The organism is Mesorhizobium sp. BH1-1-5, assembly GCF_020165615.1.
In the GTDB taxonomy this organism is placed as follows: domain Bacteria; phylum Pseudomonadota; class Alphaproteobacteria; order Rhizobiales; family Rhizobiaceae; genus Mesorhizobium.
In genome coordinates this window covers 51627-78611 of the sequence record NZ_JAIUIM010000015.1, presented here as the reverse complement: position 1 = coordinate 78611, position 26985 = coordinate 51627, and the positions used below count along the sequence as shown (strand labels likewise).

The window sequence follows — 26985 nt, the reverse complement described above, 5'->3', positions numbered from 1 at the left end:
CATAAGGTTGGAAAAGGCTCTAAGACCGCCCCCGGACAAAATCGATTGCCGGCGAAACGCGGCGTTTCGCACGTGGAGACGTTGATAGAGATGAACAAGGTCGATCGCGACATCGCCAACCTACCCGACACGACGGTGTCGGTGAAGGAGAAATTCGGTTTCGACTCCAAGATGGTCGTTCCGGCCTATTCGGCGGCGACCGAGCATGTGCCGGACATCGACCCGGATTATCTGTTCGACAAGGCGACGACATTGGCGATCCTCGCCGGCTTCGCCTACAACCGCCGCGTCATGGTGTCGGGCTATCACGGCACCGGCAAGTCGACGCATATCGAGCAGGTGGCGGCGCGGCTCAACTGGCCCTGCGTGCGCGTCAATCTCGACAGCCATGTCAGCCGTATCGATCTCGTCGGCAAGGACGCCATCGTCGTCAAGGAAGGCCTGCAGGTCACCGAATTCCGCGACGGCATCCTGCCCTGGGCCTATCAGCACAATGTCGCGCTCTGCTTCGACGAGTATGACGCCGGCCGTCCGGACGTGATGTTCGTCATCCAGCGCGTGCTGGAATCGTCGGGCCGTCTGACGCTGCTCGACCAGAGCCGGGTCATCCGCCCGCATCCGGCGTTCCGGCTGTTCGCCACCGCCAACACAGTCGGTCTCGGCGACACCACCGGCCTCTATCACGGCACGCAGCAGATCAACCAGGCGCAGATGGACCGCTGGTCGATCGTCACCACGCTGAACTACCTGCCGCACGACAATGAAGTGAACATCGTGCTGGCCAAGGCCAAGCACTATCGCGACAGCAAGGGCAAGGACATCGTCAACAAGATGGTGCGCGTCGCCGACATGACGCGCTCGGCCTTCATCAATGGCGACCTGTCGACCGTGATGAGCCCGCGCACCGTCATCACCTGGGCCGAGAACGCCGAGATCTTCGGCGATATCGGCATGGCGTTCCGGCTGACCTTCCTCAACAAGTGCGACGAGCTGGAGCGTTCGGTGGTGGCCGAATTCTACCAGCGCGCCTTCGGCGAGGATCTGCCGGAGAGCGCCGCCAACGTGGTGCTGGGCTAGGCGCGCAGCTGAAAGGCCTTGAGCCTTTCAGCATGAATCGCGCAGGGAATGATGAATGGCGGGTCCGGGCGACAACACGCGCAACAAGTCGAAGAACGGGTCTGAAGCGGACAGCTTCAAGCGCGCCGTGACCGTGTGCATGCGCGCCGTCGCCGGCGACAAGGATCTCGAGGTCGGCTTCGCCAAGGACCGGCCGGCGCTTGCCGGCAATCGCGCGCGCCTGCCGGAACTGCCGAAGAAAGCTTCCCGCAACGATATCGCGATCACCCGCGGCCTGGGCGATTCCATGGCGCTGAAGCGCGCCTGCCACGATCAGCGCATCCACAACAAGCTGGCGCCGGAAGGCAAGCTGGCGCGGTCTATCTTCGATGCCGTCGAACAGGCACGCGTCGAGGCGATCGGCAGCCGCGCCATGCAGGGCGTGGCCGACAATATCGGCTCGATGCTCGAGGACAAATACGCCAAGGCGAACCTCGTCGACGTCAGGGACAAGGCCGACGCGCCGCTCGAGGAAGCGATTGCGCTGTTGGTGCGCGAAAAGCTCACCGGCCGCGCGATCCCGAAGAGCGGCGAGCGGCTGGTCGATCTGTGGCGTCCGTGGATCGAGGAGAAGGCCAGCGGCGACCTCGACGGCCTGTCGGCCAAGCTTGAGGACCAGCAGGCCTTTGCCCGCGTCGTGCGCGACATGCTGGTTTCCATGGAAATGGCCGAGGAGCTCGGCGACGACCAGGAGACCGACGACTCCGAGGAAAACGAAGAGAACGAACAGCAGGGCGAGGAACAGAGCGAGGAAGGCGGCGAGGAGGATTCAGGCTCCGAGCAGTCGCAGTCGGAAGATGCCGAAGCTTCCGCCGACGAGGAAGACTCGGCCGAGACGGAAGCGACTGACGCCACCTCCGACGATCTGTCGGATGAAGACGATTCCGACGCCGAGACGCCTGGCGAGGCCAAGCGCAACGACAATCCCTTCCTGAACCTGCCGAAAGAGATCGACTACAAGGTGTTCACCACCGCCTTCGACGAGACGGTGGGCGCCGAGGATCTTTGCGAGGAAGAGGAGCTCGACCGGCTGCGGGCCTTCCTCGACAAGCAGCTTGCCAACCTCTCCGGCGTCGTCGGGCGGCTCGCCAACCGGCTGCAGCGCCGGCTGATGGCGCAGCAGAACCGCTCCTGGGATTTCGACCTCGAGGAAGGCTATCTCGATCCGGCCCGCCTGGTGCGCGTCGTCATCGATCCGATGCAGCCGCTGTCCTTCAAGCAGGAACGCGACACCAAGTTCCGCGACACGGTGGTGTCGCTGGTGCTCGACAATTCGGGCTCGATGCGCGGCCGGCCGATCACTGTCGCCGCCACCTGCGCCGACATTCTGGCGCGCACGCTGGAGCGCTGCGGCGTTTCAGTGGAAATCCTCGGCTTCACGACCCGCGCCTGGAAGGGCGGGCAGGCGCGCGAGAAATGGCTGAAGGACGGCAAGCCGCCGAATCCCGGCCGGCTTAACGATTTGCGCCACATCATCTACAAATCCGCCGACCATCCATGGCGGCGCGCGCGGCGCAATCTCGGGCTGATGATGCGCGAGGGCCTGCTCAAGGAAAACATCGACGGCGAGGCGCTGCTTTGGGCGCATAACCGCCTCATCGGCCGGCCCGAGCAGCGCAAGATCCTGATGATGATCTCGGACGGTGCGCCGGTCGACGATTCCACGCTCTCGGTCAATCCGGGCAATTACCTGGAACGCCATCTGCGGGCGGTCATCGAATTGATCGAGACGCGCTCGCCGGTCGAGCTGCTGGCGATCGGCATCGGTCACGACGTCACGCGCTATTATCGCCGCGCCGTCACCATCGTCGATGCCGAGGAGTTGGCTGGCGCCATGACCGAGCAGCTCGCCTCGCTGTTCGGCGAGGAAAGCGCGCGCGACACGCGGCGCGGTGGATTGCGGCGCACCGGATGATCTTTTCGGGGCGGCGTGCGCGGCGGACGCTTTTCGCCTGCATGCTGGCCTGCGCCTCGCCGGGCGTTGCCGCTCCGGAAGCCCCTGTCGAGACGGTCGAGGTTTCGGCGCGGCCGATCAGCCAGTTCCGTGTCGGCCGTGACGAGACGCGGTTCGGGCCGCTCGAATTCGTCGGCGGACTGGAGATGACTTCGCCGGCGCGCGATTTCGGCGCGCTGTCGGCGCTTCGCTTCCTGAAGCCGGGCAGCGACTTCGTCGGTGTCGCCGACACCGGCTTCTGGTTCTTCGGCACGATCACCCACGGTGCCGACAAGCGCCCGTCCGGCGTTTCGAACTTTCGCATGCAGCAGATGGTCGACGCGTCGGGCCGGCCGATCGACCGGAAATGGGAGGTCGACGCGGAAGGGCTCGCGGTCAAGGACGGTATCGCCACCGTCGGTTTCGAGCGCGACCAGCGCGTCGCGCAATTCAAGATCGATCCCGACAATATGAAAGCGCCGGTCAGGCTGCTCGATTACCTGGTCCCCGCGCAAGAGCTGCGCCAGAACCGCGGCTTCGAGACCGTCACCCACGCCAATCCTTACGGACAGCACGCTGGCAGCCTGGTCGTGGTCTCGGAGAGGAGCCTCGACAAAGCCGGCAACGTCTACGCCGCCGTCATCGAGGGGCCGCACAAGGGGGTCTTCACCGTCAGGCGCGACGGCGATTTCGACATAACCGACGGCGCCTTCCTGCCGGACGGCGACCTGCTGCTCCTGGAGCGCAGTTTTTCGATCGCGCGCGGGGTGAAGATGCGGCTGCGGCGCATCTACGGCGAAAGCGTCGAAAAAGGCGCGGTTGCCGACGGGCCGGTGCTGATGGAGGCCGACATGGGCTACCAGATCGACAATATGGAAGGGCTCGACGTCTGGACCCGCTACGACGGCGCGCTGATGCTGTCGCTGATCTCCGACGACAACCATTCGATTCTGCAGCGCAACCTCTATCTGGAATTCATCCTGCACCAGGACTGAGGTCGGCACGGATTCAGCCGTGCCGGCGGGCGCCGCCGGCCGAGACTACCGGCCGACGTGACGGACCTCGTTCATCACGAAATTGGCCGCGCGCTTGCTGCGGTTGCGAATCTTGAGCGTCGCGGTGTTGTCGACGAAATAGGTGTGGAGGATGCTGTCGCGGGTGCGGACCTCCGGCCCGACGGTATCGACCGCGTGCCAGGTGTCGGTGCCGACCGCAAAGGCGTAGCCGGTGTTCGGGGAAAACGACATCCGGTGCGAATTCTCGAAACGCCCGTCCGCCTTGCGCTCGGCGAAGCGGGTGCCGATGTGGTTGATCGAGTCGTCCTCCGGCAGATAGAACTGGACCGTGATGCCCTTCCATTTCGTGTCGGTGTGGAAGCCGATCTTGTAGCCCGCCACGTCGCGCGTCAGCATCGGCACCGGATACATGCGGACCTTCATGAAGTCCGACCCGAACCGGCGCTCCAGGCCCGGAGCAAGGCGGCGCATGAACGCATCCTTCAGTTCCGGCGCGTGCAGCGCCTTGCCGACCAGAGACCAGACCGCCCGTTTTTCGCCAGGTAGATGGCGGATATATTCGGGGTAGAGGTCGATCTTGATCCGCGTCGCGGTGCCGTCGGCCTGAATGTTGACGTTGTTGCGCCCTTTGAGCGCGCGATATTCGCGCGCCTCGGGCATGGCGGTGCGCATGCGCAGATAGAGGTCCGCCGGAAAGACATCCGTCATCTCAAGATGCCAGAAAGGCTTTTCCACGAACGTGGCGCGGTCCACCGCTTCCACCATGTGGGAGACAACATGCTGCAGCGTCTGTTTGGCTGATGCTGGCGCCAACGCGCCGTCTATGGCCGACATGGATACCCTTTCCCCAATCCAAAGAACCCCGAATCCAAATTCCGTGAATACATATATCGCCGCCGGGGCGAAATGCTAACCAAAGCACAGGCTGGATTGCAATGATCCACCCGGCTGATGTCGATCGCGGTTCTCTAAATCAAGGGGTTACGCCGCATCAGCGCAAAGCAGGCGCGTTGCGGGGGGGCGCGATCGACGATGCTGGTATGGCCGCAGGCCGATATTCAACGAACCTTATAAATCTCGATCGGCTTCCCCGCCGTAGACTGGTCCAGTTCGAGCCATGCCGGCAGGTCGCCTCGCAGCAACGCCGCGGCAAGGCCCTTTGGCGCATCCTGTGCCAGCGATATCTCTTCGGTGTTGCCGCGGCAGATCGCGATCAGTCCGACATGCTCGCGCTCGATGACGGCGCGGGCGGCATCCGGCGTTCCCATGAACGCGTCGAGCATGGCCAAATTGCCGCCGATATTGCGGTGGTAAGGGCCGGCCAGCGCCCGGTGCCCGGTGAACATCAATATTCCCGAGCCGAGATTGGACGAAGCGAGCACCGTCGTCGCCGGCATGGCGGCAAGATCGTGGAAGTCGACCGGGTTGCCGCAGGTCACGGCATGGTCGGGATCGGAATTGATCCGCTGCGGCGCCTTCTGGACCACGGACTGCGCCGCCACCGCGACCCCGGCCCAGGTCGCGTTGAGCGAGACCAGCCACGCTATGACGATGCCGGCGGAAAGGCGCCATGACGGCGCGGCGTCCGCCCGCAGGCGGATTTTCGCGATCCAGGCCGAGAGCGGCAATACGGCGAAGGCGACGGAGAAGGTCGAGCCGCGCACCTGCCAGAGGCTGACGCCGAAGGCGACGACGAGCAGGATGGCGGCGAGTGTCTCCTCGCGGCGCAGGCGGCGGGTTCGCAGTTGAAAGCCGATCAGCAGGATCGCGATGAAGGGCGTCACATAGCGCGCCGCCATCAGCTTGGGCTGGTGGATGGCGACGCTCCAGAAGGGCTGCGCTTCGACCACGTCGGCCAGCCAATAGGTGCGGATACGCTCGTCCATGCCCGCATAGGGCGATGCCAGGCATTGCGGGAAGAACACGACCGTGGCGACCGCGACCACCGCCGCCAGCACCAGCATTGAAAAGAGCCGCGCCCGTGCCGTCGATGCGGTCAAGGTAGCGGCAATCGCGAGGCCGAAGCCGGAAAGTGCTGCGACGGCAAACTGGAAGGACGAGAAGGCGTCGCATTGGGCCACGCCCCAGTCGGCCGGCCGGATGGTCGCCACGAAGACCAGCGAGGCGATGCCGGCAAATCCGAGGCCGAAGCCTCGTGCCGTGGCGCACTCCTTGTCGTCGAGGATGAACAGGACGGCGGCACAGATGCCGAGCACCGCCACATATGGAGCGGTCTCCATGCCGACAGCCAGCGTCAGGCCGGCGCAAATGCCCGACAGAAGGGCAGCCGGCCGCCAGGAGGGCGCTTCCATCAGCAGCCAGAGGCCGGCCGCCGTCAGCAGCAGCTGGACATTGTGGTGATCGATCACGCCCGGGCTGTAGATCACCAGGAAGAAAAGGCCCGCTGTCGACAGGATGACCGCCGGCATCGCGACATTCGTGCCGGCGAAGCGCTGCGAGGCGCGCATCAGCACGAATATGGTCAGCCCGTAAAGCAAGGTCGGCCAGATGATCTGCGCGGCGCGTTCGGCGGTCGCGCGACTGGCGCCCAGCGCATCGAAGGCCATGATGATCAGCGCGAGCGGCGTGTCCACCAGCCGCGACCAGTGCATGACAAAGCCGCCGGAGGTGCCCATCCTGTATTGATGGAGGTCGAGCCAGCTTTGGCCGCCGAGCAGGTCGCGGACCTCGACCAGCCGCAGCATGCTGTCATTGTCGGCGCCGTAGTTCGTCAGGGTGGGGAAGCCGGAAACCGCGTTGATCGTCAGCACCACCAGCGTGGCGCATAACGCAAGCAGGAGATCGTTTTTCCAACCAGTGCCTGGCACGGTCATGCTGGTTCGCAATGCCCTTGAGAGTTTTCGCGATCCTGCACCATCGGCCGTAACAAAGCGTAAAGCGGCGGCAGCAATCCGGATTACGGCGTTCTGGCTGCGATCCAGATCACATGGCGGGCGCCGCGCTTGCCGTTGGCCCGCGTGTTGATCTCCTCGACCGCGAAGCCGGCCTGTTTCAACCGCCGGGTGAAACGGCTGTCGGGCCCCTGCGACCAGATCGCCAGAACGCCACCCGGCTTCAATGCGGCGCGTGCGGCGGCCAGCCCGGCCGCGTCATAGAGCGTATCATTGCCCTTGTAGACGATGCCTTCAGGACCATTGTCGACGTCGAGCAGGATGGCGTCCCAGGCGGCATTCTCCGGCCTTATCAGTTGGCCGACATCGGCCTCGAGAATGGTGACGCGAGGATCGTCGAGGCAGCCGTCGAAGATTTTCGCCATCGGTCCACGCGCCCAGGCGACGACCGCGGGAACCAGTTCGGCAACGGTGACGGCAGCATCGCCATCGAGCGCGGCGAGGGCGGCGCGCAAGGTGAAGCCCATGCCGAGCCCGCCGATGAGCAGCCTCGGCCGCTTGCGGCCAGCGATCCGCTCGCAGGAAAGCCTGGCGAGCGCTTCCTCGGAGCCGCTGAGGCGGCTGTTCATCAGCTCGTTGGTGCCGAGCATGATCGAGAACTCGGTGCCGCGCTGCTTCAGGCGAAGTTCCTGGCCGCCATGGGGCGTGCGAGCTGAATCAAGCTGAATCCAGGGAATCACGGTCTGGCCTACACCGCGACCGCCGGCTGGCTCCAGCGGGCGGCGAGCAGCCGGTAGGGGATCAGCGCCACGACGGCGATGATCAGCTTGACCGAAAGGTCGCCGAGCGCCCAGGACACCCAACGCATCGTCTCGACCGGCAGCACGCCCATCAGCGGCGCTGTCTCCAGCGCGAAGCTGTCATTGGGGCCGGCAAAGGCGAAGGCGGCGGAGAAGGCGACGCCGAAGAAGACGACGGTGTCGAACACCGAGCCGACCAGCGTGCCGACGATCGGCGCGCGCCACCAGCTCTGCCGGCGCAGCCGGTTGAAGACGGTGACGTCGAGCAATTGCGCGGTAAGGAAGGCGGCGCCTGAAGCGGCCGCGATGCGCACCAGCCGGTCGGCCGCGGTCTCGAATTCGATCAATCCGTGACGGAACAGGAAGGGCGGGACCAGGATCGAGCAGATCACCGCCGTCATGAAGCCGACGAACACTACCTTGCGCGCCACGGCGGGGCCGTAGCGGCGGTTGGCGAGGTCGGTGACCAGGAAGGAGAAAGGATAGGTGAAGGCGCCCCAGGTCAGCACGTCGGCGAGCGCCAGGCCGCCGACCTGGCCTTGCATCGGGAACTGGACAAGGATGTTTGAGGCCACGACGACGAGCGCCATGGCGGCCACGAAGGGCAGATATCGCATCAGGAAGTTCATTTTTTTATCCTGGGTAATGGAACCAGCCGAGCGTCTTGCCGACGCTCGCTCTTATTCCGAGCGCCGGCAAGGCCGGTGCCCGAGGCGGTCGTCGCCTGAAAGCTGCTTTAAGCGGCCGGCTGCTCGGCAAGCTTCTTGGCGATCTGCTTCTTGAGCAGGCGCGCGCGCTGCGACAGTTCCTTGACGTCGGCCTTGGCCAGGAAGGCGTCGAGGCCACCGCGGTGCTCGACCGAACGCAGCGCGTTGGCCGAAATGCGCAGGCGAACGTTCTGGTTCAGCGCTTCGGAAATCAGCGTCACATTGACCAGGTTCGGCAGGAAGCGACGCTTGGTCTTGTTGTTGGCGTGGCTCACATTGTTGCCAGTCTGGACTGCCTTGGCAGTGAGTTCGCAGGTGCGGGACATTTGTCTAACCTTCAGTTTCTAAACCTGCCAAACCATACTGCCCGCGCCGGGCGGCGCGCGGTCTCGGTCAGGCGGCCTTTGGAAAAGTTGGCGTTCCATAGTGGCATTTCACCACTGCGTCAAGCTCCGGCACGTCGCCAGCCGTCAGCCACGTTCCATATAAAGGCCGGATTTCACACTATAAGCCCTTCGCGAAGGGATATGCCAGGCTGGAGCCCCTGCGTTCCGGCCGAACCGTCAGGGATTCTCCAGCCGCCATGCTCCGTCCATCTCATCATGCACTCGCCAGCCTGCTTGCCCTTGCCGTGCCGGCAACAAGCTTCGCCGCCACTGCACCGCAGTCCTTCAAGGGCGAATACACGGTGTCCTATCTCGGCCTTTCGATCGCCAGGGCGACCTTTTCCAGCCGCTACGAAGGCGACAACTATGCCATCGACGGCACCGTCTCGGCCGCCGGCCTCGGCAAGCTCTTCGACGACACGAAAGGCACGATTTCGTCGAAGGGCACCATTTCCGACAAGCGGATGACGCCGCGGGTGTTCAGGGCAGATTATACGTCCGGCAAGAAGGCCTCGATGGTCGACATCCGCTTCAACAACGGCGCGGTCACCTCCACGCAGGTCGTTCCCGCGCCGAAGAAGCGCGATCCCAAGAGCTGGGTGCCGCTCGGCGACAGCGACCTGAAATCGGTGCTCGATCCGATGGCGGCGACCGTCATCCATGCCGACAGCCTGGACAAGGTCTGCGGACGCACGGTCAAATTCTATGACGGCGAGATGCGCGCCGACCTGACCTTGACCTATGCGTCCAAGGGCTCGATCTCCGTGCCCGGCTACAAGGGCGACACGGTGACCTGCAAGATGGGCTTCGAACCGGTCGCGGGCTATCGCAAGGGCCGCAAAGCGCTGAATTTCCTCAAGAACAAGAGCCGCATGCTGGTGACGTTTGCACCGGTCGGCCAATCCGGCGTATATGCGCCGATCCGCGCCACGGTCGGGACCCAGATCGGTCCGCTGACCATCAGCGCGGGACGGTTCGAAGCGGTAAATTAGGTCAGGCGCCGCCGCGCGCCGTCGGGGGGCAGGCATGGCGCGCGCAACACTGATCGGGTTCTCGGCGGTCGCCATGTGGGCGCTGCTGGCGCTGCTAACCGATGCCTCGGGCCAGGTGCCGCCGTTCCTGCTGTCGGCCATCACCTTCGCCATCGGCACCTGCGTTGGTCTCGCGGCGCGATTGGTGATGCCGGCTCCCGACAGGAGCCAGAAAATCCCTCGCCAAGTCTGGGTGATCGGCATTGCCGGCCTGTTCGGCTACCACTTCTTCTACTTCACGGCGCTGCGCAACGCGCCGGCGGTCGAGGCGAGCCTGATCGCCTATCTGTGGCCGCTGCTGATCGTGCTCGGCTCGGCGCTGATGCCGGGCGAGCGGCTTGCCTGGAACCATGTCGTCGGCGCGCTGCTCGGCCTTGCCGGTACGTTCCTGATCGTCACTAAGGGCGGCGCACTCGCCTTCGACGCGCGTTACGCCTTCGGCTACGCCATGGCCGCCGTCTGCGCGCTTCTGTGGTCGTCCTACTCGCTCCTGTCGCGGCGCTTCCCGTCGGTGCCGACCTCGATCGTCACCTGGTTCTGCGCGGCGACGTCGGTGCTTTCGCTGGCCTGCCATCTTCTGCTTGAGAAGACGGTGCTGCCGAACGGCCCTGGCCAGTGGCTGGCCGTCGTCGGGCTCGGCCTGATGCCGGTGGGCGCGGCCTTCTATGCCTGGGACATCGGCGTCAAGCGCGGCAACATCCAGGTGCTGGGCGCCGCGAGCTATGCCGCGCCGCTGTTGTCGACGCTGGTGCTGATCGCCGCCGGCGTCGCCGAGCCGTCGCTGCGCATCCTCGCCGCCTGCGTGCTCATCACCGGCGGCGCCGCTCTGGCGGCGAAGTCGCTGCTGATGCGCAAGCCGGCGGCAAAAGAGGCCAACGCATGATGCCTTTCCCCGGCGGCGTCGAGGCCAACGCCAACGCAACGCTTTTGTTCTCGTTCGTCGCGGCCGTGATCTACGCCTTTGCGCTGGACATGCCGCCGAAATGGACGCGCACGGCGGCAAAGACGCTTGCGGTCGCCCTGCTGGCCGTGCTCGCCGCCATGCAAGGCGGTCCGCTGCTGCTCGTGGCGGCGCTGGGCTTGAGCGCCGTCGGCGACGCCTTCCTGTCGCGCGACGGCGAAAAGGCCTTTCTCGGGGGACTGGCGAGCTTTTTCGCCGGCCACATCGCCTATGTCGCGCTGTTTTTACAGGCGGGCGGCGGGCTCGGCCTGTTGAGCGCCGAATCCTGGCGGGGCGCGCTCGCGCTCGCCATGGCCGCGTTCAGCATCGTCATGCTTGCCGCGCTCTGGCGCCGCGTCGGCCCGCAACTGCGCGCTCCGGTCGCCGTCTATGTCGCGGCGATCCTCGCAATGGGCATTTCGGCGCTCACGACGAACTATCCCTGGGTGATCGCCGGCGCGGTGCTGTTCATCGCCTCGGACGGGCTGCTGGCGACCGAGCGCTTCCTGCTCGCGGCGATCTCGCCGCATCGCCTGTGGATGCGCTACACGGTCTGGGTGCTTTACTACGCCGCCCAACTGGCGATCACGCTCGGATTTTTGTTGGGCATAGCCGGTTAGGACGGCTGCCAGCCCGGCTCGGCCAACTCGAAGGCGGCGAAATCGAAGCCCGGCGCCACGGTGCAGCCGACCAGCGTCCATTCGCCGAGGCTGCGCGCCGACTGCCACCAGCCGGCGGGCACCACGATCTGCGGCCGTTCGCCCGCGGCAAGCGCGGCGCCCAGCACCTGCTCGATGACCGCGCCTGCGCCTTCCCCATGCATCGACAGCGCTAGCGGCGCGCCGGCATAAAAGTGCCAGACCTCGGCCGCGTCTTTCACCCGATGCCAGGCTGACAGCTGGCCCTGCTCGAGCAGGAAGTAGATCGCGGTCGAATGACCGCGCGGGCCGCCCGCGGCATCGCGAAAGGTCTCGGCGTACCAGCCACCTTCGGGATGCGGGCGAAGGCCTAGCGTTGCGATAATCTCGGCGGCGCTGGTGGTCATTCGCATCCTTTATCTTGATGCTATCAGAAATTGTCCTTGCGCTTGCGGATCTCGGCGAACACCTCGGCGTCCGAGGCTTTCTCCATGCCAAGATGCTTGCGGATCGCCGGGTCATGCCAGCGCAGGAACGGGTTGGTCGACAATTCCTCGCCGATGGTGGTCGGCAGCGTCGGCTTGTTGTCGGCGCGCAGCGCCTCGATCCTTGCCGCGCGCTGCTTCAGAACCGGGTTGGCCGGATCGACCGTCACCGCGAAGCGGGCATTGGCCAAAGTGTATTCGTGGCCGCAATAGATGGCGGTTTCCGCCGGCAGCGCCGCCAGCTTCTTCAGCGATTCATACATGACCGGCGGCTTGCATTCGAACAGGCGGCCGCAACCCAGCGCAAACAGCGTGTCGGCGGTGAAAGCCACCTTCGAGGCCGGCAGGTGGTAGGAGATGTGGCCGGCGGTGTGGCCGGGCGTCTCGATGACCTCGATCCTTTCCTCGCCAACGCGCACGACCGAGCCCTGTTTCACCGTCTCATCGATGCCGGGGATCTTCGCCTTCTCGGCTTCCGGGCCGAGGATGCGCAACTTGAAGCGTTCCTTCAGCGCCAGATTGGCTTCGACATGGTCGGCATGGTGGTGCGTGGTGAGGATCAATGTCGGCGTCCAGCCGGTGCGCTTGACCGCCGCCAGGATCGGCGCCTCTTCCGGCGCGTCGATGATCGCCGTCTGCCCGCTTTTGGGATCATGGACCAGCACGCCGAAATTGTCGGTGCGGCACATGAACTGCTCGATTTCGACCGGCATCGCATGTCTCCATTCGTCGTCGCAGACATAGGGCGGCCGACCGCCGATGTCATGTCGCAGACATAGGGCGGCCGACCGCCGATGTCATCCTGGTTTGTCTGGTTTGTCGGACCTGGCGCCTTTGTCGAACTTTCCGCCTTTGTTGAACTTGGGCCCCGTCGCGGCTACCGTCCCGCGCATGCATTCGGATATCGTCGACCTGCGTTCCTTCTACTCGACCACGCTCGGGCGCCTTGCCGAGCGTTCGATCACCATGGCGCTGTCGTCCATATGGGCAACCGTTCCCAACGAACGGCTGGTCGGCCTCGGCTATACGCTGCCATGGCTGGAACGCTTCGGCGCCGATGCCGAGCGGGTCTTTGCCTTCATGCCGGCGACGCAGGGCGCGGTGGTGTGGCCGGCGGCCGGGCCGACCGCGACGGCGCTGGTGTTCGACGAGGAGCTGCCGCTGGTCGATTCCTGTATCGACCGCGTGCTTTTGGTGCACTCGCTCGAACATGCCGAAAACCCGCGCGAGACGCTGAACGAGATCTGGCGCGTGCTGTCGCCGGCGGGCAGGGTCGTCATCGTCGTGCCCAACCGGCGCGGCGTCTGGGCGCGGTTCGAGCACACGCCCTTCGGCAATGGCCGGCCGTTCTCGCGCGGCCAGCTGACCGAGTTGCTGCGCGAGGCGAATTTCACCCCGGCGACGTGGAGCGACGCGCTGTTCTTCCCGCCATCGCCACGGCGTTTCATGATGCGCTTCCACAACGTGCTGGAGAAGGCCGGCCGGCGGTTCTGGCCGATCTTTTCCGGCGTCATCGTCGTCGAGGCGCAGAAGCGGCTCTATCAGGGCGTGCCGGTCGCGCAGCGCGCCTCTCGCCGCGTCTTCGTGCCGGTCTTCTCGCCACAGGGCGCGACGCGGCTTGGCCGGCATGCGCGCCCTGCCAAGTGACGCGTTCGTGATCGCTACCGCGCCTTGCATCGCTCGGCGATCGTCACCCTATCTGAGGCAAGCGTGATCTAAGGCAAGCGCGACCAGCGCGGCGTTCGTGACCGCTGCGGAAACCAGGAATATCCTTCATGGACAACCAGACCGATAAAAAGCCTGGCCCAAAAAAGGCCGCCGTCTCGGTCGAGGCGAGCAGCCTCGCCGACCAGGTGGCGACGATCAAGCAGGGGCTGAAATCCTCGCCGGTGCGCAGGCAGCTTGCCTGGGTCTCCATCGGCATCGTCGCGGTCATCATCGCAACCTCGATCGGACAGGTCCTGCTCAACCGCTGGAACCAGCCTTTCTACGATGCGCTGGCGCGGCGCGACATGGCTGATTTCCTGCACCAGCTTATGGTCTTCGCGATGATCGCCGGCGGGCTTCTGGTGCTCAATATCGGCCAGACCTGGCTCAATCAGATGATCCGCTTGCGGCTGCGCGAGGCGTTGACGCTTGATCTGATCGATCAATGGATGCGCCCGGCGCGTGCCTTCCGGCTGGCCAATGCGGGCGCCATCGGCGTCAATCCCGACCAGCGCATGCAGCAGGATGCGGCTCACCTGTCGGACCTGTCGACGGATCTCGGAGTCGGCCTGCTGCAGTCCTTCATCCTGCTTGTCTCCTTCATCGGCGTTCTGTGGGAGCTGTCTTCCGGCTTCGTGTTCCACGTCGGCGGCTATTCACTGGCGATCCCGGGCTACATGGTCTGGGCCGCGTTCATCTATGCCGGCATCGCCTCCTGGCTGAGCTGGCTGGTCGGACGTCCGCTGATCAGCCTCAACAGCGAGCGCTACACCCGCGAAGCCGAGCTGCGCTCCTCCATGGTGCGGATCAACGAGAATGTCGACGCGATCGCGCTCTATCACGGCGAGCCCGATGCCAAGCGGCGGCTCGAAATCGATCTCGGCACGGTGCTGGGCGCCATGCGGCGCATCTTCACCGCGCAGATCAACCTGTCCTGGGTGACCGACACCTATGGCTGGATAACGGTGGTGGCGCCCATCCTGGTGGCTTCGCCGGTCTATTTCTCGGGCGACATCTCGTTCGGCGGGCTGATGATGGCGGTCGGCGCCTTCAACCAGGTCCATTCGTCGCTGCGCTGGTTCATCAACAACATCGGCAGCATCGCCGACTGGCGCGCGACGCTGATGCGCGTGGCGGACTTCCGCATAGCGCTCACCGAGACCGATGCGCTGCACGACACGGAAAAACGCATCCAATTCGGAGAGAACGCCAATGGCAGCCTGACCTTCGACAAACTTCAGGTGTCTTCGCCGGAAGGCTGCACCAAGCTTGCCCAGACCGATGTCGAAATCCACTCCGGCGAGCGCGTCATGATCACCGGCGAGCCGGGCGCGGGCAAGACATTGTTCTTCCGCGCCATTGCCGGCCTGTGGCCATGGGGGAGCGGCCGGATCGGCCTGCCGGCCGGCGAGACCCCCATCTTCGTGCCGCGCGTGCCCTATTTCCCGGCCGGCACGTTGCGCGAGGTTCTCGACCATCCGAATGGCGAGCCTCCGGCCAGCGATGCCGAGATCGAGGCGGTGCTCGCCGAGGTCGGCCTCGACCGGCTGGCAGCCGCCCTCGACCATCCCGGGCGCTGGGAACGCGAGCTCGGCGATGACGAACAACGGGCGCTGGCTTTCGCCAGGCTCGCCCTGCGCAAGCCGAAATGGGTGATCATCGACGAAGCGCTCGACGCGTTCGACGGGCCGTCCCTAAGGCGCGTGCTGGCCATGCTGCAGAAACGCCTGCCCGAAACCGCGATCATCAATATCGGGCGCGGTCAGCACAACAACCAGTTCTTCCCCCGCTCGCTGAACATCGTGAAGGATTCCGGGGCCCAGGCACTGAAACCCGCGCGCGTTCGGGCAGGGGCGATCGAGCCGCCGCCTCCGGCGGCGCGCCGCAAGAAGGAATCAACGGAAGCCTAAAGCGCGTCGCGCTGAAACGGATCCAGGCGACGCGCTTTAAGCCTTTGTTTTGATGCATGTCGTTGTCCCAGAACCGCTGCGCACTTCTGGGCGACATGCATTAAGATAATTTCAGGAAAAGCGCGGGCGGCTTTCTGTCACGGTCGCCTCACGAAACGATCAGATCGCCCGGGCGCCGTATTTGGCGCGGAACTCGTCGTAGCAGTCGCGCCGCCCGCGGCGGCCGACGACATAGCCGCGCAAGAGTTCGGCCGGCGAGTAGCCGAGCGACTTGGACGACCGGTTGGCGTGGTAGCCCGAAAATGCCTGCGGCAACCTGCCCTTGAGGATATCGGCGATGATCTGCCGCGCGATCATGTAAGGCGGAACGTCGGGATAGCGGTCGGCGATATAAGGATGCTTGTCGATCAGATTGGCGTAGGCCTCGACATAGCCGTCGCGGCGGCCGGAGATCGAATTCTCCGAATTGTATTTCTTCCAGTCGATGTCCTCGGACAGCAAGGCGCCGCTGCGTTGGGCAAAGCGCAGCAGCAGTTCGCGGTCCTGCATGCGCGTCACGTCGCTGTCGTAGCCGCCGATCGCGAGCAACGACTCGAGCCTCGCCGTGATTGCCGAGCCGGCAATGAAGATGGTCTGCGAGACCAGGGCGCGCTGCAGCGTGCCCTTGTCGAGGAAGGCTTCGCGATTGATGCATTTGGTGCTGCGGCCGCCCTTCAGCGACAGGAAGGAACTGATCAGCACTTCGAGCGAAGGCTTCTCGTCGAAGCGCGCCAGCGTCCGCTCCAGCCGGTCCGGCAGATAGACATCGTCCGAATCAAGAAACGTCACGACCGGTGCCCGCGCGCGCTCGATGCCCGCATTGCGCGCAGCATTGGCGCCGCGCCATTTGGCGCCGACGTAAATCAGCCTCGGGTCGCGAATTTCGGCCAGCGCGGCAGCCGTGCCGTCGGTCGAACCGTCGTCGACCACGATATGCTCGAAGTGGGTAAGTGTCTGCGCCAGAACGCTTTCCACCGCGCGCACGACCTGGCTACGCCGGTTGTGGGTCGGCGTGATCACTGAGATCAGCGGAACGTCCTGGTTCGACATCGGGCTGCCACCGCCGGTCGGATCTGGTGTTTGTCGGATGGGTCCGATGGCGATCTTCGTTCCCACCTCTGATTTGCGGCAAACGCTACAAAAAAGCCCCGCTTGTGTCACGCCATGCCGGCCCAGAAATGCCGAAATTGGTGGCTTTTCTGCAACATTGCGGTTTGATGGCAACACATCGGCGTTCCGGCCGGCGTGACGGGCCGCCGGCCAGGGGACAGCGGCAAGAACCATACGCTTGTGGAACTCGGCCTCCGCGGCATCAGCGCCTCAGCAAAAACACCGCCTGCTGGCCGAAGAAGTTCCAGAACCACCAGGGCATCGACAGGCCGATCTTCTGGCCGTTGGCGTCGAGCGCGGTCGCTTTCTCGACGGTCGCGCCGAGTTCCTCGCACAGGTTGACGAAGTCGCGGATGGTGCAGAAGTGGATGTTGGGCGTGTCGTACCAGGAGTAGGGCAGGTCCTTGGTGACCGGCATCCTGCCCTTGACCAGCAGTGAAAAGCGCACGCGCCAATGGCCGAAATTGGGGAAGGAGACGATGGCGCGGTTGCCGATCCTGAGCAGCTCGTCGAGCACGACCTTCGGGTTGCGGGTCGCCTGCAGCGTCTGCGACAGCACGACGAAGTCGAAGCCCTTGTCGGCGTAGAATTTCAGATCCGTGTCGGCGTCGCCCTGGATAACCGATAGCCCGCGCGCCACGCATTCGTTGACGCCGCGCTGCGACAGTTCCAGACCGCGGCCGTCGACCTGCCTGGTCTCCTGCAGGAGTTCCAGAAGCACGCCGTCGCCCGAGCCGACGTCGAGGACGCGCGAATTGGCCGGGATCAGGTCGGTGACGACGTCGAGGTCGACACGCTGGGCGCGATTGACGGTCATGGCGTCGCCTCCTGCGTGGCGCATGATCCCCGTCCGAAAGGCCCGCTGCGTTTCGGGGTCATGCGCTGAGCCCTCTGGCGCGGGCGGCCGACGCGACGAAGCCGTTGATGGCCGCGAACAGCTCCGGCTCGTCGAGCAGGAAGGCGTCGTGGCCGCGATCGGTCTCGATCTCGACGAAGGAGACGGAAGCGCCCGCGGCGTTCAGGGCATGCACGATCGATCGGCTCTCCTCGGTCGGGAACAGCCAGTCGCTGGTGAAGGAGACCAGGCAAAAGCGCGTCTTGGTGCCGGCGAAAGCGTCGGCAAGGCGCCCGCCGTGGTCGGCGGCAAGGTCGAAATAGTCCATGGCGCGGGTCAGATAGAGGTAGGAGTTGGCGTCGAAGCGGTCGACGAAGGTCATGCCCTGGTGGCGCAGATAGCTCTCGATCTGGAAATCGGCGTCGAAGCCGAAGGTCAACGCCTCGCGGTCCTGCAGGTTGCGGCCGAACTTGCGGTGGAGCGCTGCTTCCGAAAGGTAGGTGATGTGGGCGGCCATGCGCGCGACGGCGAGCCCCTTTTCCGGGCGCTTGCCGAAATCGAGATATTTGCCGCCATGCCAGTCCGGATCGGCCATGACGGCCTGTCGGCCGACTTCGTGGAAGGCGATGTTCTGCGAGGAATGGCGGGCGCCAGTGGCGATCGGCAGGGCGCAGAACACGCGCTCCGGGTAGCTTGCGGCCCATTCCAGCACCTGCATGCCGCCCATCGAGCCGCCAAGCACGCAAAACAGCTTTTCGATGCCGAAATGATCGATGAGCATCGCCTGCGCGCGCACCATGTCGCGGATGGTGATGATCGGCAGGTCGAGCCCGTACGGCTTGCCAGTCGCCGGATTGGTCGAGGCCGGGCCGGTCGAGCCGAGGCAGCCGCCGACGACGTTGGAGCAGATGACGAAGAAACGGTTGGTGTCGATGATCTTGCCGGGGCCGATCAGCACCTCCCACCAGCCCGGCTTGCCGGTCACCGGGTTGGTGTTGGCGACGTGCTGGTCGCCAGTCAGCGCGTGACAGACGAGGATGGCGTTGGAGCGCGCGTCGTTGAGCGTGCCGTAGGTCTGGTAGGCGATCTGGAAAGGCGAAAGGATAGTGCCGGCATCGAGCTTCAGCGGCTTGTCCGGGCCGAACTGCAGCACCGGGCTCGACGGATGGTCGACCTCGTCCTTGGTTCTTGCAGCGCGCTGAGCGGCCATGTCCGTCCTCATCCTGTGCCGCATCGGTCTCGTCCGATGCGGTGTCCGGCCGGCAGCGGACAACAAAAAACCGGCATTGCCGTCGCAAAGCCGGTTACAGGTTGCAAACGGCCCTTTAGCGAGTTGTTTAACGTGGCTGCAAGCCGACCGGCCAAATCACCACGGGAGTCTGCAGACCTTCTAGGACCAGCGCCGCGCTTCGTCAACGGGTAGCCTGGCAGGCCGACACATGGCACGCATTTCTCGTCGCAGATTCTTGCCGGAAAGCCGCATGACGCCTTCGCGGAATCTGCTCAGCGCTTCGGCGCAACGCCCAGTTCGCTGCGCCGCCAGGCCGAAGGCGAAATGCCGATGGATCGCTTGAATTCGCGGCCGAAATGATAGACGTCGCAAAAGCCGCATGTCTCGGCAATCTCGGCGATCGGCTGGTCGTCCTGCACCAGCAGCGACTGCGCGTGCATCAACCGCTCGCGCATCAGCCACTGATGCGGGCTGGTGCGAAGATAGCGCTGAAACATCCGCCGGGTCTGCGACGGCCCGAGCCCGGTGGCGGCTGACAGAGCCGACGCGTTCCATGCAAAACCGAGCGCCCCGCGCATCGCTTCGATCCCGGAAGCGAGCGGTTTCGGCAGGTCGTCGCTGTCGGGCCCCGCCAATGCGCGATCGATCAGGAGCAGGAATTCGGCAACCAGATGCGAAAGGCGCAGATCGAGGCTGGCGTCGCGGCGGCGCAACGCGGCAAACAGGCGCTCGAACCACGGGACCGGAGCCGCTCCCTCGGCGAAGGTGGCGCGCGGCGCGTCCTCGCCGAACAGCTTGCGCCGCAGGATCGCCGGCTCCGGCCCGTCCAGCCTGAACCAAAGCACCGTCCAGGGATCCCGGGGATCGGCGGAATGGACATGCGGCGCCTCGTTCGCCATCCAGACCAGTTGACCAGGGCCGACGTCGATCCTTTGCCCAAGCGTTTCGACATAGCCGGCACCGGCAAGACAATAGAGGATGTCCTGTCCGGGATAGATGGCGCGTTCTATCCGGTAATCCGGCCCGGCGGCGACTTTTCCGGCGCGCAGCACGCTGAACGCGGCCCGGGTCCAGGCCGGGGCTGGCATATAGTGGAAACTCTCAATTACGGACGTCCTTTTTTGCATGCGCGCTTTATACAAAAAATGCGTTCCCTTTGTCCATTTTGTTCCCCGGTGGAGGGGCTAAATTTCTCTTCATGAGCCTGGCAATTCCGGCCGGAAACGAATCGGAACCGGGCCTTCAAAAAGGTTCAGGGGCGCCCGCGCGGCATCGCGGGACGCTCGGGGTTCCAGGGAGAATACCGATGCTCGCGATGACCAGACACGAGGCCGAACTCTACGCACGCGACGGCTACATCATTCGCCGTGGCCTGCTGGGCGCCGGCGAAGTCGCCAACTTTCGCGACCACGCCCGCAAGCAGCTCGAAAAGGAGCAGAGCAATGGCGGCGTGATGTCCAAGGGCGACAAGGAGGGCAAGACCACGCTTTTGAAGATGTGGACCAAGGCCGAGGACGACAAATACGGCCTGCTGGCCCGCGACGAGCGCATGGTCGACCTGGCCGAGGACGCCGTCGGCAAGCCGATCTACCTCTACAGCCACAAGATGACGATGAAGCAGCCTAACGAAGGCGGCGCGTGGGAATGGCACCAGGACTTCGGCTATTGGTACAATTACGGCTGCCTGGCGCCGGAAATGATGAGCATCTACGTCGCGCTCGACAAGGCCACGCGCGAAAACGGCTGCCTTCAGGTGCTCAAGGGCACGCACAAGCTCGGCCGCCTCAACCATATCCGCGAGAATGACCAGACCAATGTCGAGCAGGAGCATCTCGAAGCGGCCCTCAAGCGTTTCGAGCACATCTATGTCGAGATGGAGGCGGGCGACGGCCTGATCTTCGACGGCAACCTGCTGCACCGCTCGGACGCGAACCGCTCCGACACATATCGCTGGGGCTACATCTGCTCCTACAACGCCGTCGAGAACGCGCCTTTCAAGAAGGTGCGCGAATACGGCAACTACGAACAATTGCGCAAGGTGCCTGCGGGCTCTTTCCAGCAGGCTTCGTGAGCAGGCCCGGCCGGGCGCAGGCCCGGCCTTGAGGACATCGATCCGGGCCTGGGCCCAGGCCACGGATCGATGGGAAGATGAAGAACAGCGACGGACGGCTGCAGCCGTCACGCCGCCGTCGAGGGAGGAATGGATGGCCGATACGGTCAGGAGCGGCGCGCGCGCGGCAGCCGCAGGCCGGTTTGAATTGTCGCGACTCTTGCGGGTCCGTGAGGCTGGCGTGTTCATCGCGCTGGTCGTAATCTGCCTGTTCCTGACCTTCGCGACCGACGCCTTCCTCACCTCGCTGAACCTCTTGAACATAGGCCGACAGGTTTCGCTGCTCGGGATCATGGCGGTCGGCATGACGTTCGTGCTGATCTCCGGCGAGGTGGATCTGTCCGTCGGATCGACCTACGCCTTCTCCGGGCTTGTCACCGGCATGCTGATCATCGCCGGCTGGGGGTTGCTGCCGGCGCTCGCGGTCGGCCTCTTCGCCGGCGCCGTCATCGGCGTCATCAACGGTATCCTGTCCACCTACGGCCGCCTGCCTTCGCTCATCGCCACGCTTGGCATGCTCAGCATCGTGCGCGGCGCCGCGCTCATCCTGACCAACGGCCAGCCCGTCACCGTCAACGCGCGCAACGGCGCGCTTCCCGACGTTCTCGAGACCTTCAGCTTCATGGGGCAGGGCTATCTGTTCAGCGTCATTCCGATGCAGCTCGTGTTCTTCGCCATCATCGCCGTGCTGGCATGGCTGGTGCTTTCCTATTCGAACTTCGGTTTCCGGGTGTATGCCGTGGGCGGCAGCGCCAAGGCGGCGCGCGTGTCGGGCATTTCCGTCAACACCGTGAAGATCTGGGCCTTCGTGCTGATGGGGCTGCTCGCCGCCTTCGCCGGCATCCTCAGCCTCGCCTTCCTGCCCAGCGGGCAGGCTGGCCGCACCGGCCTCGGGCTGGAGCTCGACGTCATTGCCGCGACCATCGTCGGCGGCGCCTCGCTGTCGGGCGGCGAGGGCACCATCCTTGGAACCATACTCGGCGTGCTGATCATCGGCGTGATGCGCAACGGCCTTGTGCTGATGGGTGTGTCGCCCTTCGTGCAGGAGCTGATGATCGGCCTCGTCATCATCATCGCCGTCGGCATCGATAAATGGACCACGCGCCGCGCGACCTAGAACCGGATCCAGGTTTCAGGCCGCAACTTGAAATCTGAATCCGGTTCTAAATCAAAGAGATAGAACATGATGTCGTCCGGAAACCGCTGCGCACTTTTCGGCATCATGCTCTGAGGGCAATCAAGCCAAACAAAAAAGGGAGGACTATCCATGAAAATCAGACACATCATTCTCGCGGCGGCGCTCAGCCTCTTGCCCGCGCTCGCGCATGCCGAGGCCAAGCTCGCCGATTTCTCGCTCGCCGACCGCATCAAGGCCAAGATCGCCGCCGGCCAACCGCTCGACATCTATGTTTCCTACCATGACGTCTCGAACGAGTTCGCGCCGTTCATGAAGGCCGGCGTCCAGCGCGCGGCGACCTCCGACAAGGTCAACGCGCAGTTCATCGGCCCGGTCGGCGCCGACGCCGACGGCCAGATCAGCGAGATCGAGACGCTGATGAGCAAGATGGACGGCCTGGCGATTTCGTCGGTGTCGACCGACGCGCTGGCGCCGCTGATCGACAAGGTGATCGCCGCCGGTATCCCGGTCGTCACCTTCAACACCGACAATCCCGAAAGCAAGCGCCTGGCTTTCGCCGGCCAGGACCTCGTGCAGTCGGGCCGCGAGGCCGGCAAGCTGATGGCCAAGGTCCTCGGCGGCAAGGGCAAGGTGATGATCACCACCATCGACGCCGCCGCCCAGTGGTCGCTCGATCGCGAAAAAGGCGTGCGCGAGGCGCTGAAGGCCGAGCCCGGCATCGAGGTGGTCAGCACGCTGAACACCGGCACCGATCCGCAGAAGATCTATTCGGCGATCGAGAACGCCATGCTGGCGAACCCCTCGATCTCCGGCGTCCTGTCGCTGGAATGCTGCTCCACTCCCGCCGCCGGCACCTGGGTCGAGCGCAACAAGGCCGCCGACAAGGTGAAGGTGGTCGGCTTCGACCTGCTCGACCAGACCGTGCAGCTCGTGCAGAGCGGCGACGTGCAGGCCACGATCGACCAGGCTCCGGAAAAGCAGGGCTTCGCCGCGGTCGACCTCATCGTCCAGTTCCTCAAGGGCCAGACGATCGAGAACCTCGACACCGGCGTCGGCGTCTACACCAAGGAGAACATCGCCGAGGTGGCCAAGAAGTAACAAGGCCAGCGTGACGGCCGGCGGGCCACAGGTCCCGCCGGCCGTCGAGCCAGCTCGATGACGGCCGCCCCCTCGCTCGCAAACATCGTCGAGATCGCCGGACTGACCAAGCGGTTCCCCGGCATGCTCGCGCTTGATCGTATTTCCGTCGGCTTCCGGGCCGGCGAGGTTCACGCCGTGATCGGCGAGAACGGCGCCGGCAAGTCGACCCTGATGAACATCCTGGCCGGCGACCTGCGCCCCGATGGCGGCAAGCTTCGGGTCGACGGCAGGGAGGTGAAACTGGCCTCCCCGCTCGACAGCCGCGCCCATGGCATCACCGTCGTCTACCAGGAGCTGGCGCTCTGCCCGACGATGAGCGTGGCCGAAAACATCATGATGTCGGACATGGCGGCGCGCTCGGCCGTTTCGCTGCTGCCACGCGACATGATGCGGCGGGAGGCGCGGGACGCGCTCACCCGGCTCGGCATGGGCGGCCTCGACCCCGACACCAAGGTCGGTCGTCTCTCGGTCGCCGAGATGCAGCTGGTCGAAATCGCCGGCGCCATCCGCCAGAAGGCCCGCGTGCTGGTGCTGGACGAGCCGAATTCGGCGCTTTCCAAACGCGAAAGCGAAAGGCTTTTCGAGGTCGTCAGGCAGCTTCGCGCCGAGGGCGTGACCATCATCTACGTATCGCACCATCTGCGCGAGGTGCTGGATATAGCCGACCGCGTCACGGTGATGCGCGATGGCCGTACGATCGTCACGTTGGACAATGAGGGCCTGTCGGAGGACCAGCTCATCCGGGCCATGGTTGGCCGCGACCTCGATGCCGCCCTGCAATGGTCGCTTCAGGTCGAGCCCAGGCCTGAGGACGAGGACGCCGTGCTGAAGGTCGAGAACCTCGAGGCGGAGGGGCTGGAGGACGTCAGCTTCAGCGTGCGCGCCGGCGAGATCCTCGGCATCGGCGGACTTCCCGATTCCGGCAAGGACGCACTTGGCGACGCGCTTTTCGGGCTCTGCGCCCGGCGTGGCAAGGTCACCATAGACGGCAAGGAACTGCGCGGCGCCGATCCGCTCGCCGCGATCCGCCTCGGCATGTCCTTCGTTCCGGCCGACCGGCGCGGTTCCGGCGGCCTGCTGCAGATGAGCGTGGCCGACAATGTCGTCTCCGCCTCGCTGGCGCGCTTTTCGCTGGCCGGCTTCGTGCGGCGCGGCGCGGTGAAACGCGAGGCGCGCGCCCAGGTCGCGCGGCTCGATGCGCGGATTTCACATCTTGGCCAGAAACTGGGAACGCTTTCGGGCGGCAACCAGCAGAAGATCATCCTCGGCCGCAGCCTCGTCACCAATCCGCGCGTGCTGGTGCTTCACGAGCCGACGCGCGGCATCGACGTCGGCGCCAAGGCGGAAATCTACTCGATCCTGCGCGGCATCGCCGGCGAAGGCATGGCGATCGTCATGATCTCGTCGGAGATACCGGAGTTGATCATGAATGCCGAACGAGTGCTTGTGCTGCGCGACGGCCGCCTGTCTGGTGAACTCACTGGCCAGGCTATCAACGAGACGGCGATCCTCGCGCGCGCCATGACATCCTGAGACGGGAATGCGGATGACCAAGCCAAAGATAACCATCGTCGGCAGCTTCGCGGTCGGGCTGACCATGCGGGCACCCAAGCTGCCCATTTTCGGCGAAACCATGCTCGGCACCGATTTCGACATGGGTCCGGGCGGCAAGGGCTCCAACCAGGCCGTTGCAACGGCGCGTCTGGGCGCGTCGTCGTCGCTGCTCGCCATCCTCGGTACCGACAAGCTCGCCAGCATCGCCACCGATCTCTATGCGGCCGAAGGCGTCGACACCAGCCTCGTGACCACGCGGACGGAGCGGGCGACCGGCGTCGGCTTCATCATCCTCAACAACAAGGGCGAGAACTTCATCATCCTCGACATGGGCGCCAACGAGCTGATGGACGCGGCCACGGTCGACACGGCCGAGGCGCGCATCGCCGAGAGCGATGTCGTGATGACCGTTCTGGAGGTGCCGACGGCCGCCGCCACGCGGGCGATGGAGCTTGGCCGCAAGCATGGCGCAAGGACGATCCTCAACCCGGCGCCGGCGCGCCAGCTGCCGGACACGATCTTCGCCTGGGTCGATTACCTCACTCCGAATGAAAGCGAACTGCGCATCTTGCTCGGCCTGCCCGCCGACGATCCGCGGTCCTCGCGCGAGCTCGCCCGGGAATTGCGGCGGCGCGGCGTGCGCAACGTCGTCGTCACACTCGGCCGCAGCGGCGCGCTCATCCTGACCGACGAGATCGACGTCATGGTGCCGGCGGTGCCGGTGGAGGTCACCGACACGACCGGCGCGGGCGATGCCTTCAATTCGGGCTTCGCCATGGCGCTTGCCGAAGGCCGCGACATCGTCGACGCCGTGCGTTTCGGCGTCGTCTGCGGCGCGATCGCCTGCACCAGGCTCGGCGTCATTCCCGGCCTGCCCCAGCGCGCCCAGGCCGACGCGCTTTATGCCGAAGCCATGAAAACCGTGTGGAAGGAGCAACCGTGAACCGCAACCGACTGCTTAACGCCGAACTCGCTCACGCCATCGCCTCCATGGGGCATGGCGACCTGATGATCGTCTGCGACGCGGGTTTTCCCATTCCGTCGAGCGCATGGCGCATCGACCTCGCGATCGCGCCCGACATTCCCGATCTCGAGACCGTGCTGACGCCGATCGCGGCCAACCTGATCGCCGAACGCATCGCCTATGCCGACACGCTGCCGGTGCACAACGCGCCGCTGCTCGCGAAGGTGAAGCGGCTGTTCCCGGACGCCGACCATGAAACCGTCAAGCACGAGGCCATTCTCGGCGAGATGGCCGCCAAGGCCAAGGTGATCGTGCGCACCGGCGCCTTCGACCCCTGGGGCAACATCCTGCTCTATTCCGGTGTCGATGTCCCGGCCTGGTTCTCCAAGCCCGGCGTTGTCGCCCCCGACTACTACGCCAAGAAACTCAAGGGCTGAGCGTGCCGAAGATCTTCGATTTCGGCGGGCGCGAGGTCGAGCGGAGCATCACCGTCGCCGGCCTGCGCGCATTGCGGCAGGCCGGCCGGCGCGTCGCCCAGGTGACCGCCGAGACGGCGGCCGAGGCGGCCGCGGCCGAGGCGGCCGGCATCGAGATGGTCGTCTGCCGGGCGGCCAATGTTGCCCGCGTCCGCGAAGGATCGCGCCGCGTCTTCGTGACGGCCGCGCTCGGCTTCGCCGACGCGGTGACCGGCGACGAAATCCTGCGCACCGCTTTTTCGGCGATCACTTCCGGCGCGGACGCCGTCATCACCGGACGCGGCTTCGACACGGTGCGCATGCTGGCCAATGAGCGGATACCGGTCATGGGCCATCTCGGTTTCGTGCCGCGCAAATCGACCTGGGTCGGCGGTATCCGGGCGGTCGGCAAGACCGCGGCCGAGGCGGTCGAGCTCTGGGATCAGTTCCGGCGACTGGAGGATGCCGGCGCCTTCGCGGTCGAGTGCGAGATCATTCCGGCGGCGCTGATGGCGGAAATCCACCGCCGCACCGCGCTGGTGACCGTGTCGCTCGGCTCAGGCGCCGAGCCGGACGTCATCTTCCTGTTCACGTCGGACATCTGCGGCGAGTCGACCCGGCTCCCCCGCCATGCGCGGGCCTGGGGCAATCTGGCCGCGTTGCATCGGCAGATAAGCGATGCCCGGATCGACGCGCTCACCGCCTTCCGCAAGGAGGTCGACGGCGGCAGCTACCCCGGCAAGGCCGAGATCGCGGCCATTGCCGAAGAGGAGTTGGAGGGGTTCCGCGCCGTCGTCGATTCGACGAAGCCATGACTGGTCTTTGAGACCCGGCGCAATTTCAAGGCCCGATCCTCGCGGGCGGTCCGCATAGGCCAGGCGCCGGCAC

At 65.1% G+C, this 26985-nt stretch carries 26 protein-coding genes and 1 riboswitch; of the genes, 15 read left to right on the top strand and 11 right to left on the bottom strand.

The window, feature by feature from the left end:
- Window positions 1–90: 90 nt before the first annotated feature.
- Genes cobS through LB572_RS20565 form a run of 3 tightly spaced genes read left to right on the top strand, consistent with a single transcriptional unit; the run spans window position 91 to window position 4044 of the window.
- Window positions 91–1077, top strand: a complete 987-nt coding sequence (cobS, locus tag LB572_RS20575) for a cobaltochelatase subunit CobS (RefSeq protein ID WP_140633012.1) — start codon at window positions 91–93, stop codon at window positions 1075–1077.
- Window positions 1078–1132: 55 nt separating this feature from the next.
- Window positions 1133–3031, top strand: coding sequence for a cobaltochelatase subunit CobT (cobT, locus tag LB572_RS20570; protein ID WP_140803477.1), 1899 nt, complete (start codon window positions 1133–1135; stop codon window positions 3029–3031).
- The gene (locus tag LB572_RS20565) at window positions 3028–4044 is read left to right on the top strand and encodes an esterase-like activity of phytase family protein (RefSeq protein WP_224668982.1); all 1017 of its coding nucleotides are present in this window, start codon (window positions 3028–3030) and stop codon (window positions 4042–4044) included. The genes cobT and LB572_RS20565 overlap by 4 nt, the downstream gene beginning before the upstream one ends.
- Window positions 4045–4089: 45 nt before the next feature.
- Here the strand turns inward: LB572_RS20565 and LB572_RS20560 are convergent, their stop codons facing one another.
- The 5 genes from LB572_RS20560 to rpmB all read right to left on the bottom strand — a co-directional run bounded on the left by LB572_RS20560 (window position 4090) and on the right by rpmB (window position 8750).
- Window positions 4090–4899, bottom strand: coding sequence for a hypothetical protein (locus tag LB572_RS20560; RefSeq protein WP_224668981.1), 810 nt, complete (start codon window positions 4897–4899; stop codon window positions 4090–4092).
- 224 nt (window positions 4900–5123) lie between these two features.
- Window positions 5124–6899 (bottom strand): GtrA family protein, encoded by a 1776-nt coding sequence (locus LB572_RS20555; RefSeq protein WP_224668980.1) that lies wholly within the window; start codon window positions 6897–6899, stop codon window positions 5124–5126.
- Between the two features lie 83 nt (window positions 6900–6982).
- Window positions 6983–7657: a hypothetical protein gene (locus LB572_RS20550; protein ID WP_224668979.1), complete on the bottom strand. Its 675-nt coding sequence runs from the start codon at window positions 7655–7657 to the stop codon at window positions 6983–6985.
- An 8-nt stretch (window positions 7658–7665) separates the two neighbouring features.
- Complete coding sequence (locus LB572_RS20545) at window positions 7666–8346, bottom strand: queuosine precursor transporter (RefSeq protein ID WP_140803472.1); 681 nt, start codon at window positions 8344–8346, stop codon at window positions 7666–7668.
- A 107-nt stretch (window positions 8347–8453) separates the two neighbouring features.
- Entirely contained in the window at window positions 8454–8750 is a 297-nt protein-coding gene (gene rpmB / locus LB572_RS20540; protein ID WP_027167505.1) for a 50S ribosomal protein L28, read from the bottom strand.
- Window positions 8751–9007: 257 nt separating this feature from the next.
- On the opposite strand from rpmB, the gene LB572_RS20535 reads away from it, so the two are divergent.
- The 3 genes from LB572_RS20535 to LB572_RS20525 are packed head-to-tail and all read left to right on the top strand — an operon-like array spanning window position 9008 to window position 11401.
- Window positions 9008–9802, top strand: a complete 795-nt coding sequence (locus LB572_RS20535) for a DUF3108 domain-containing protein (RefSeq protein WP_140803471.1) — start codon at window positions 9008–9010, stop codon at window positions 9800–9802.
- A 34-nt stretch (window positions 9803–9836) separates the two neighbouring features.
- Window positions 9837–10724 (top strand): DMT family transporter, encoded by an 888-nt coding sequence (locus tag LB572_RS20530; protein ID WP_140803470.1) that lies wholly within the window; start codon window positions 9837–9839, stop codon window positions 10722–10724.
- Window positions 10721–11401 carry a lysoplasmalogenase gene (locus tag LB572_RS20525; RefSeq protein WP_140803469.1) on the top strand — a complete coding sequence of 227 codons (681 nt, stop codon included), beginning with the start codon at window positions 10721–10723 and terminating at the stop codon, window positions 11399–11401. Before LB572_RS20530 ends, LB572_RS20525 begins: the two co-directional genes overlap by 4 nt.
- On the opposite strand, the gene LB572_RS20520 is transcribed toward LB572_RS20525, so the two are convergent.
- Window positions 11398–11826: a cupin domain-containing protein gene (locus tag LB572_RS20520; RefSeq protein WP_224668978.1), complete on the bottom strand. Its 429-nt coding sequence runs from the start codon at window positions 11824–11826 to the stop codon at window positions 11398–11400. The genes LB572_RS20525 and LB572_RS20520 overlap by 4 nt on opposite strands.
- Window positions 11827–11849: 23 nt before the next feature.
- Window positions 11850–12617, bottom strand: a complete 768-nt coding sequence (gloB, locus tag LB572_RS20515; RefSeq protein WP_224668977.1) for a hydroxyacylglutathione hydrolase — start codon at window positions 12615–12617, stop codon at window positions 11850–11852.
- 178 nt (window positions 12618–12795) lie between these two features.
- Between gloB and LB572_RS20510 the strand changes: the two genes are divergently transcribed.
- Together LB572_RS20510 and LB572_RS20505 are read left to right on the top strand one after the other, a co-directional pair.
- A complete protein-coding gene (locus tag LB572_RS20510; RefSeq protein ID WP_224668976.1) occupies window positions 12796–13551 on the top strand; it encodes a class I SAM-dependent methyltransferase in 756 nt (251 codons plus the stop codon).
- A gap of 128 nt (window positions 13552–13679) precedes the next feature.
- Entirely contained in the window at window positions 13680–15521 is a 1842-nt protein-coding gene (locus LB572_RS20505; protein WP_224668975.1) for an ABC transporter ATP-binding protein/permease, read from the top strand.
- A gap of 159 nt (window positions 15522–15680) precedes the next feature.
- Here the strand turns inward: LB572_RS20505 and LB572_RS20500 are convergent, their stop codons facing one another.
- The 4 genes from LB572_RS20500 to LB572_RS20485 form a co-directional block, all read right to left on the bottom strand.
- Window positions 15681–16610, bottom strand: a complete 930-nt coding sequence (locus LB572_RS20500; protein WP_224668974.1) for a glycosyltransferase family 2 protein — start codon at window positions 16608–16610, stop codon at window positions 15681–15683.
- Between the two features lie 262 nt (window positions 16611–16872).
- A complete protein-coding gene (metW, locus tag LB572_RS20495; RefSeq protein ID WP_224668973.1) occupies window positions 16873–17487 on the bottom strand; it encodes a methionine biosynthesis protein MetW in 615 nt (204 codons plus the stop codon).
- 58 nt (window positions 17488–17545) lie between these two features.
- Window positions 17546–18715, bottom strand: a complete 1170-nt coding sequence (gene metX / locus LB572_RS20490; protein ID WP_224668972.1) for a homoserine O-acetyltransferase MetX — start codon at window positions 18713–18715, stop codon at window positions 17546–17548.
- 95 nt (window positions 18716–18810) lie between these two features.
- Window positions 18811–18888, bottom strand: a riboswitch (SAM riboswitch).
- Window positions 18889–19008: 120 nt separating this feature from the next.
- Window positions 19009–19824, bottom strand: coding sequence for an AraC family transcriptional regulator (locus LB572_RS20485; RefSeq protein ID WP_224668971.1), 816 nt, complete (start codon window positions 19822–19824; stop codon window positions 19009–19011).
- A gap of 218 nt (window positions 19825–20042) precedes the next feature.
- On the opposite strand from LB572_RS20485, the gene LB572_RS20480 reads away from it, so the two are divergent.
- The 7 genes from LB572_RS20480 to LB572_RS20450 all read left to right on the top strand — a co-directional run bounded on the left by LB572_RS20480 (window position 20043) and on the right by LB572_RS20450 (window position 26912).
- A complete protein-coding gene (locus tag LB572_RS20480) occupies window positions 20043–20807 on the top strand; it encodes a phytanoyl-CoA dioxygenase family protein (protein WP_140803460.1) in 765 nt (254 codons plus the stop codon).
- A 133-nt stretch (window positions 20808–20940) separates the two neighbouring features.
- Window positions 20941–21963 (top strand): ABC transporter permease, encoded by a 1023-nt coding sequence (locus LB572_RS20475; protein ID WP_224668970.1) that lies wholly within the window; start codon window positions 20941–20943, stop codon window positions 21961–21963.
- 150 nt (window positions 21964–22113) lie between these two features.
- A complete protein-coding gene (locus LB572_RS20470; protein ID WP_224668969.1) occupies window positions 22114–23082 on the top strand; it encodes a sugar ABC transporter substrate-binding protein in 969 nt (322 codons plus the stop codon).
- Window positions 23083–23139: 57 nt separating this feature from the next.
- Window positions 23140–24657 carry a sugar ABC transporter ATP-binding protein gene (locus LB572_RS20465; RefSeq protein ID WP_224668968.1) on the top strand — a complete coding sequence of 506 codons (1518 nt, stop codon included), beginning with the start codon at window positions 23140–23142 and terminating at the stop codon, window positions 24655–24657.
- Between the two features lie 13 nt (window positions 24658–24670).
- Window positions 24671–25621, top strand: a complete 951-nt coding sequence (rbsK, locus tag LB572_RS20460; protein ID WP_224668967.1) for a ribokinase — start codon at window positions 24671–24673, stop codon at window positions 25619–25621.
- Window positions 25618–26079: a D-ribose pyranase gene (rbsD, locus tag LB572_RS20455; protein ID WP_140803455.1), complete on the top strand. Its 462-nt coding sequence runs from the start codon at window positions 25618–25620 to the stop codon at window positions 26077–26079. The genes rbsK and rbsD overlap by 4 nt, the downstream gene beginning before the upstream one ends.
- Window positions 26080–26081: 2 nt before the next feature.
- Window positions 26082–26912 carry a 3-methyl-2-oxobutanoate hydroxymethyltransferase gene (locus LB572_RS20450; protein ID WP_224668966.1) on the top strand — a complete coding sequence of 277 codons (831 nt, stop codon included), beginning with the start codon at window positions 26082–26084 and terminating at the stop codon, window positions 26910–26912.
- The last annotated feature ends 73 nt before the right edge of the window (window positions 26913–26985 follow it).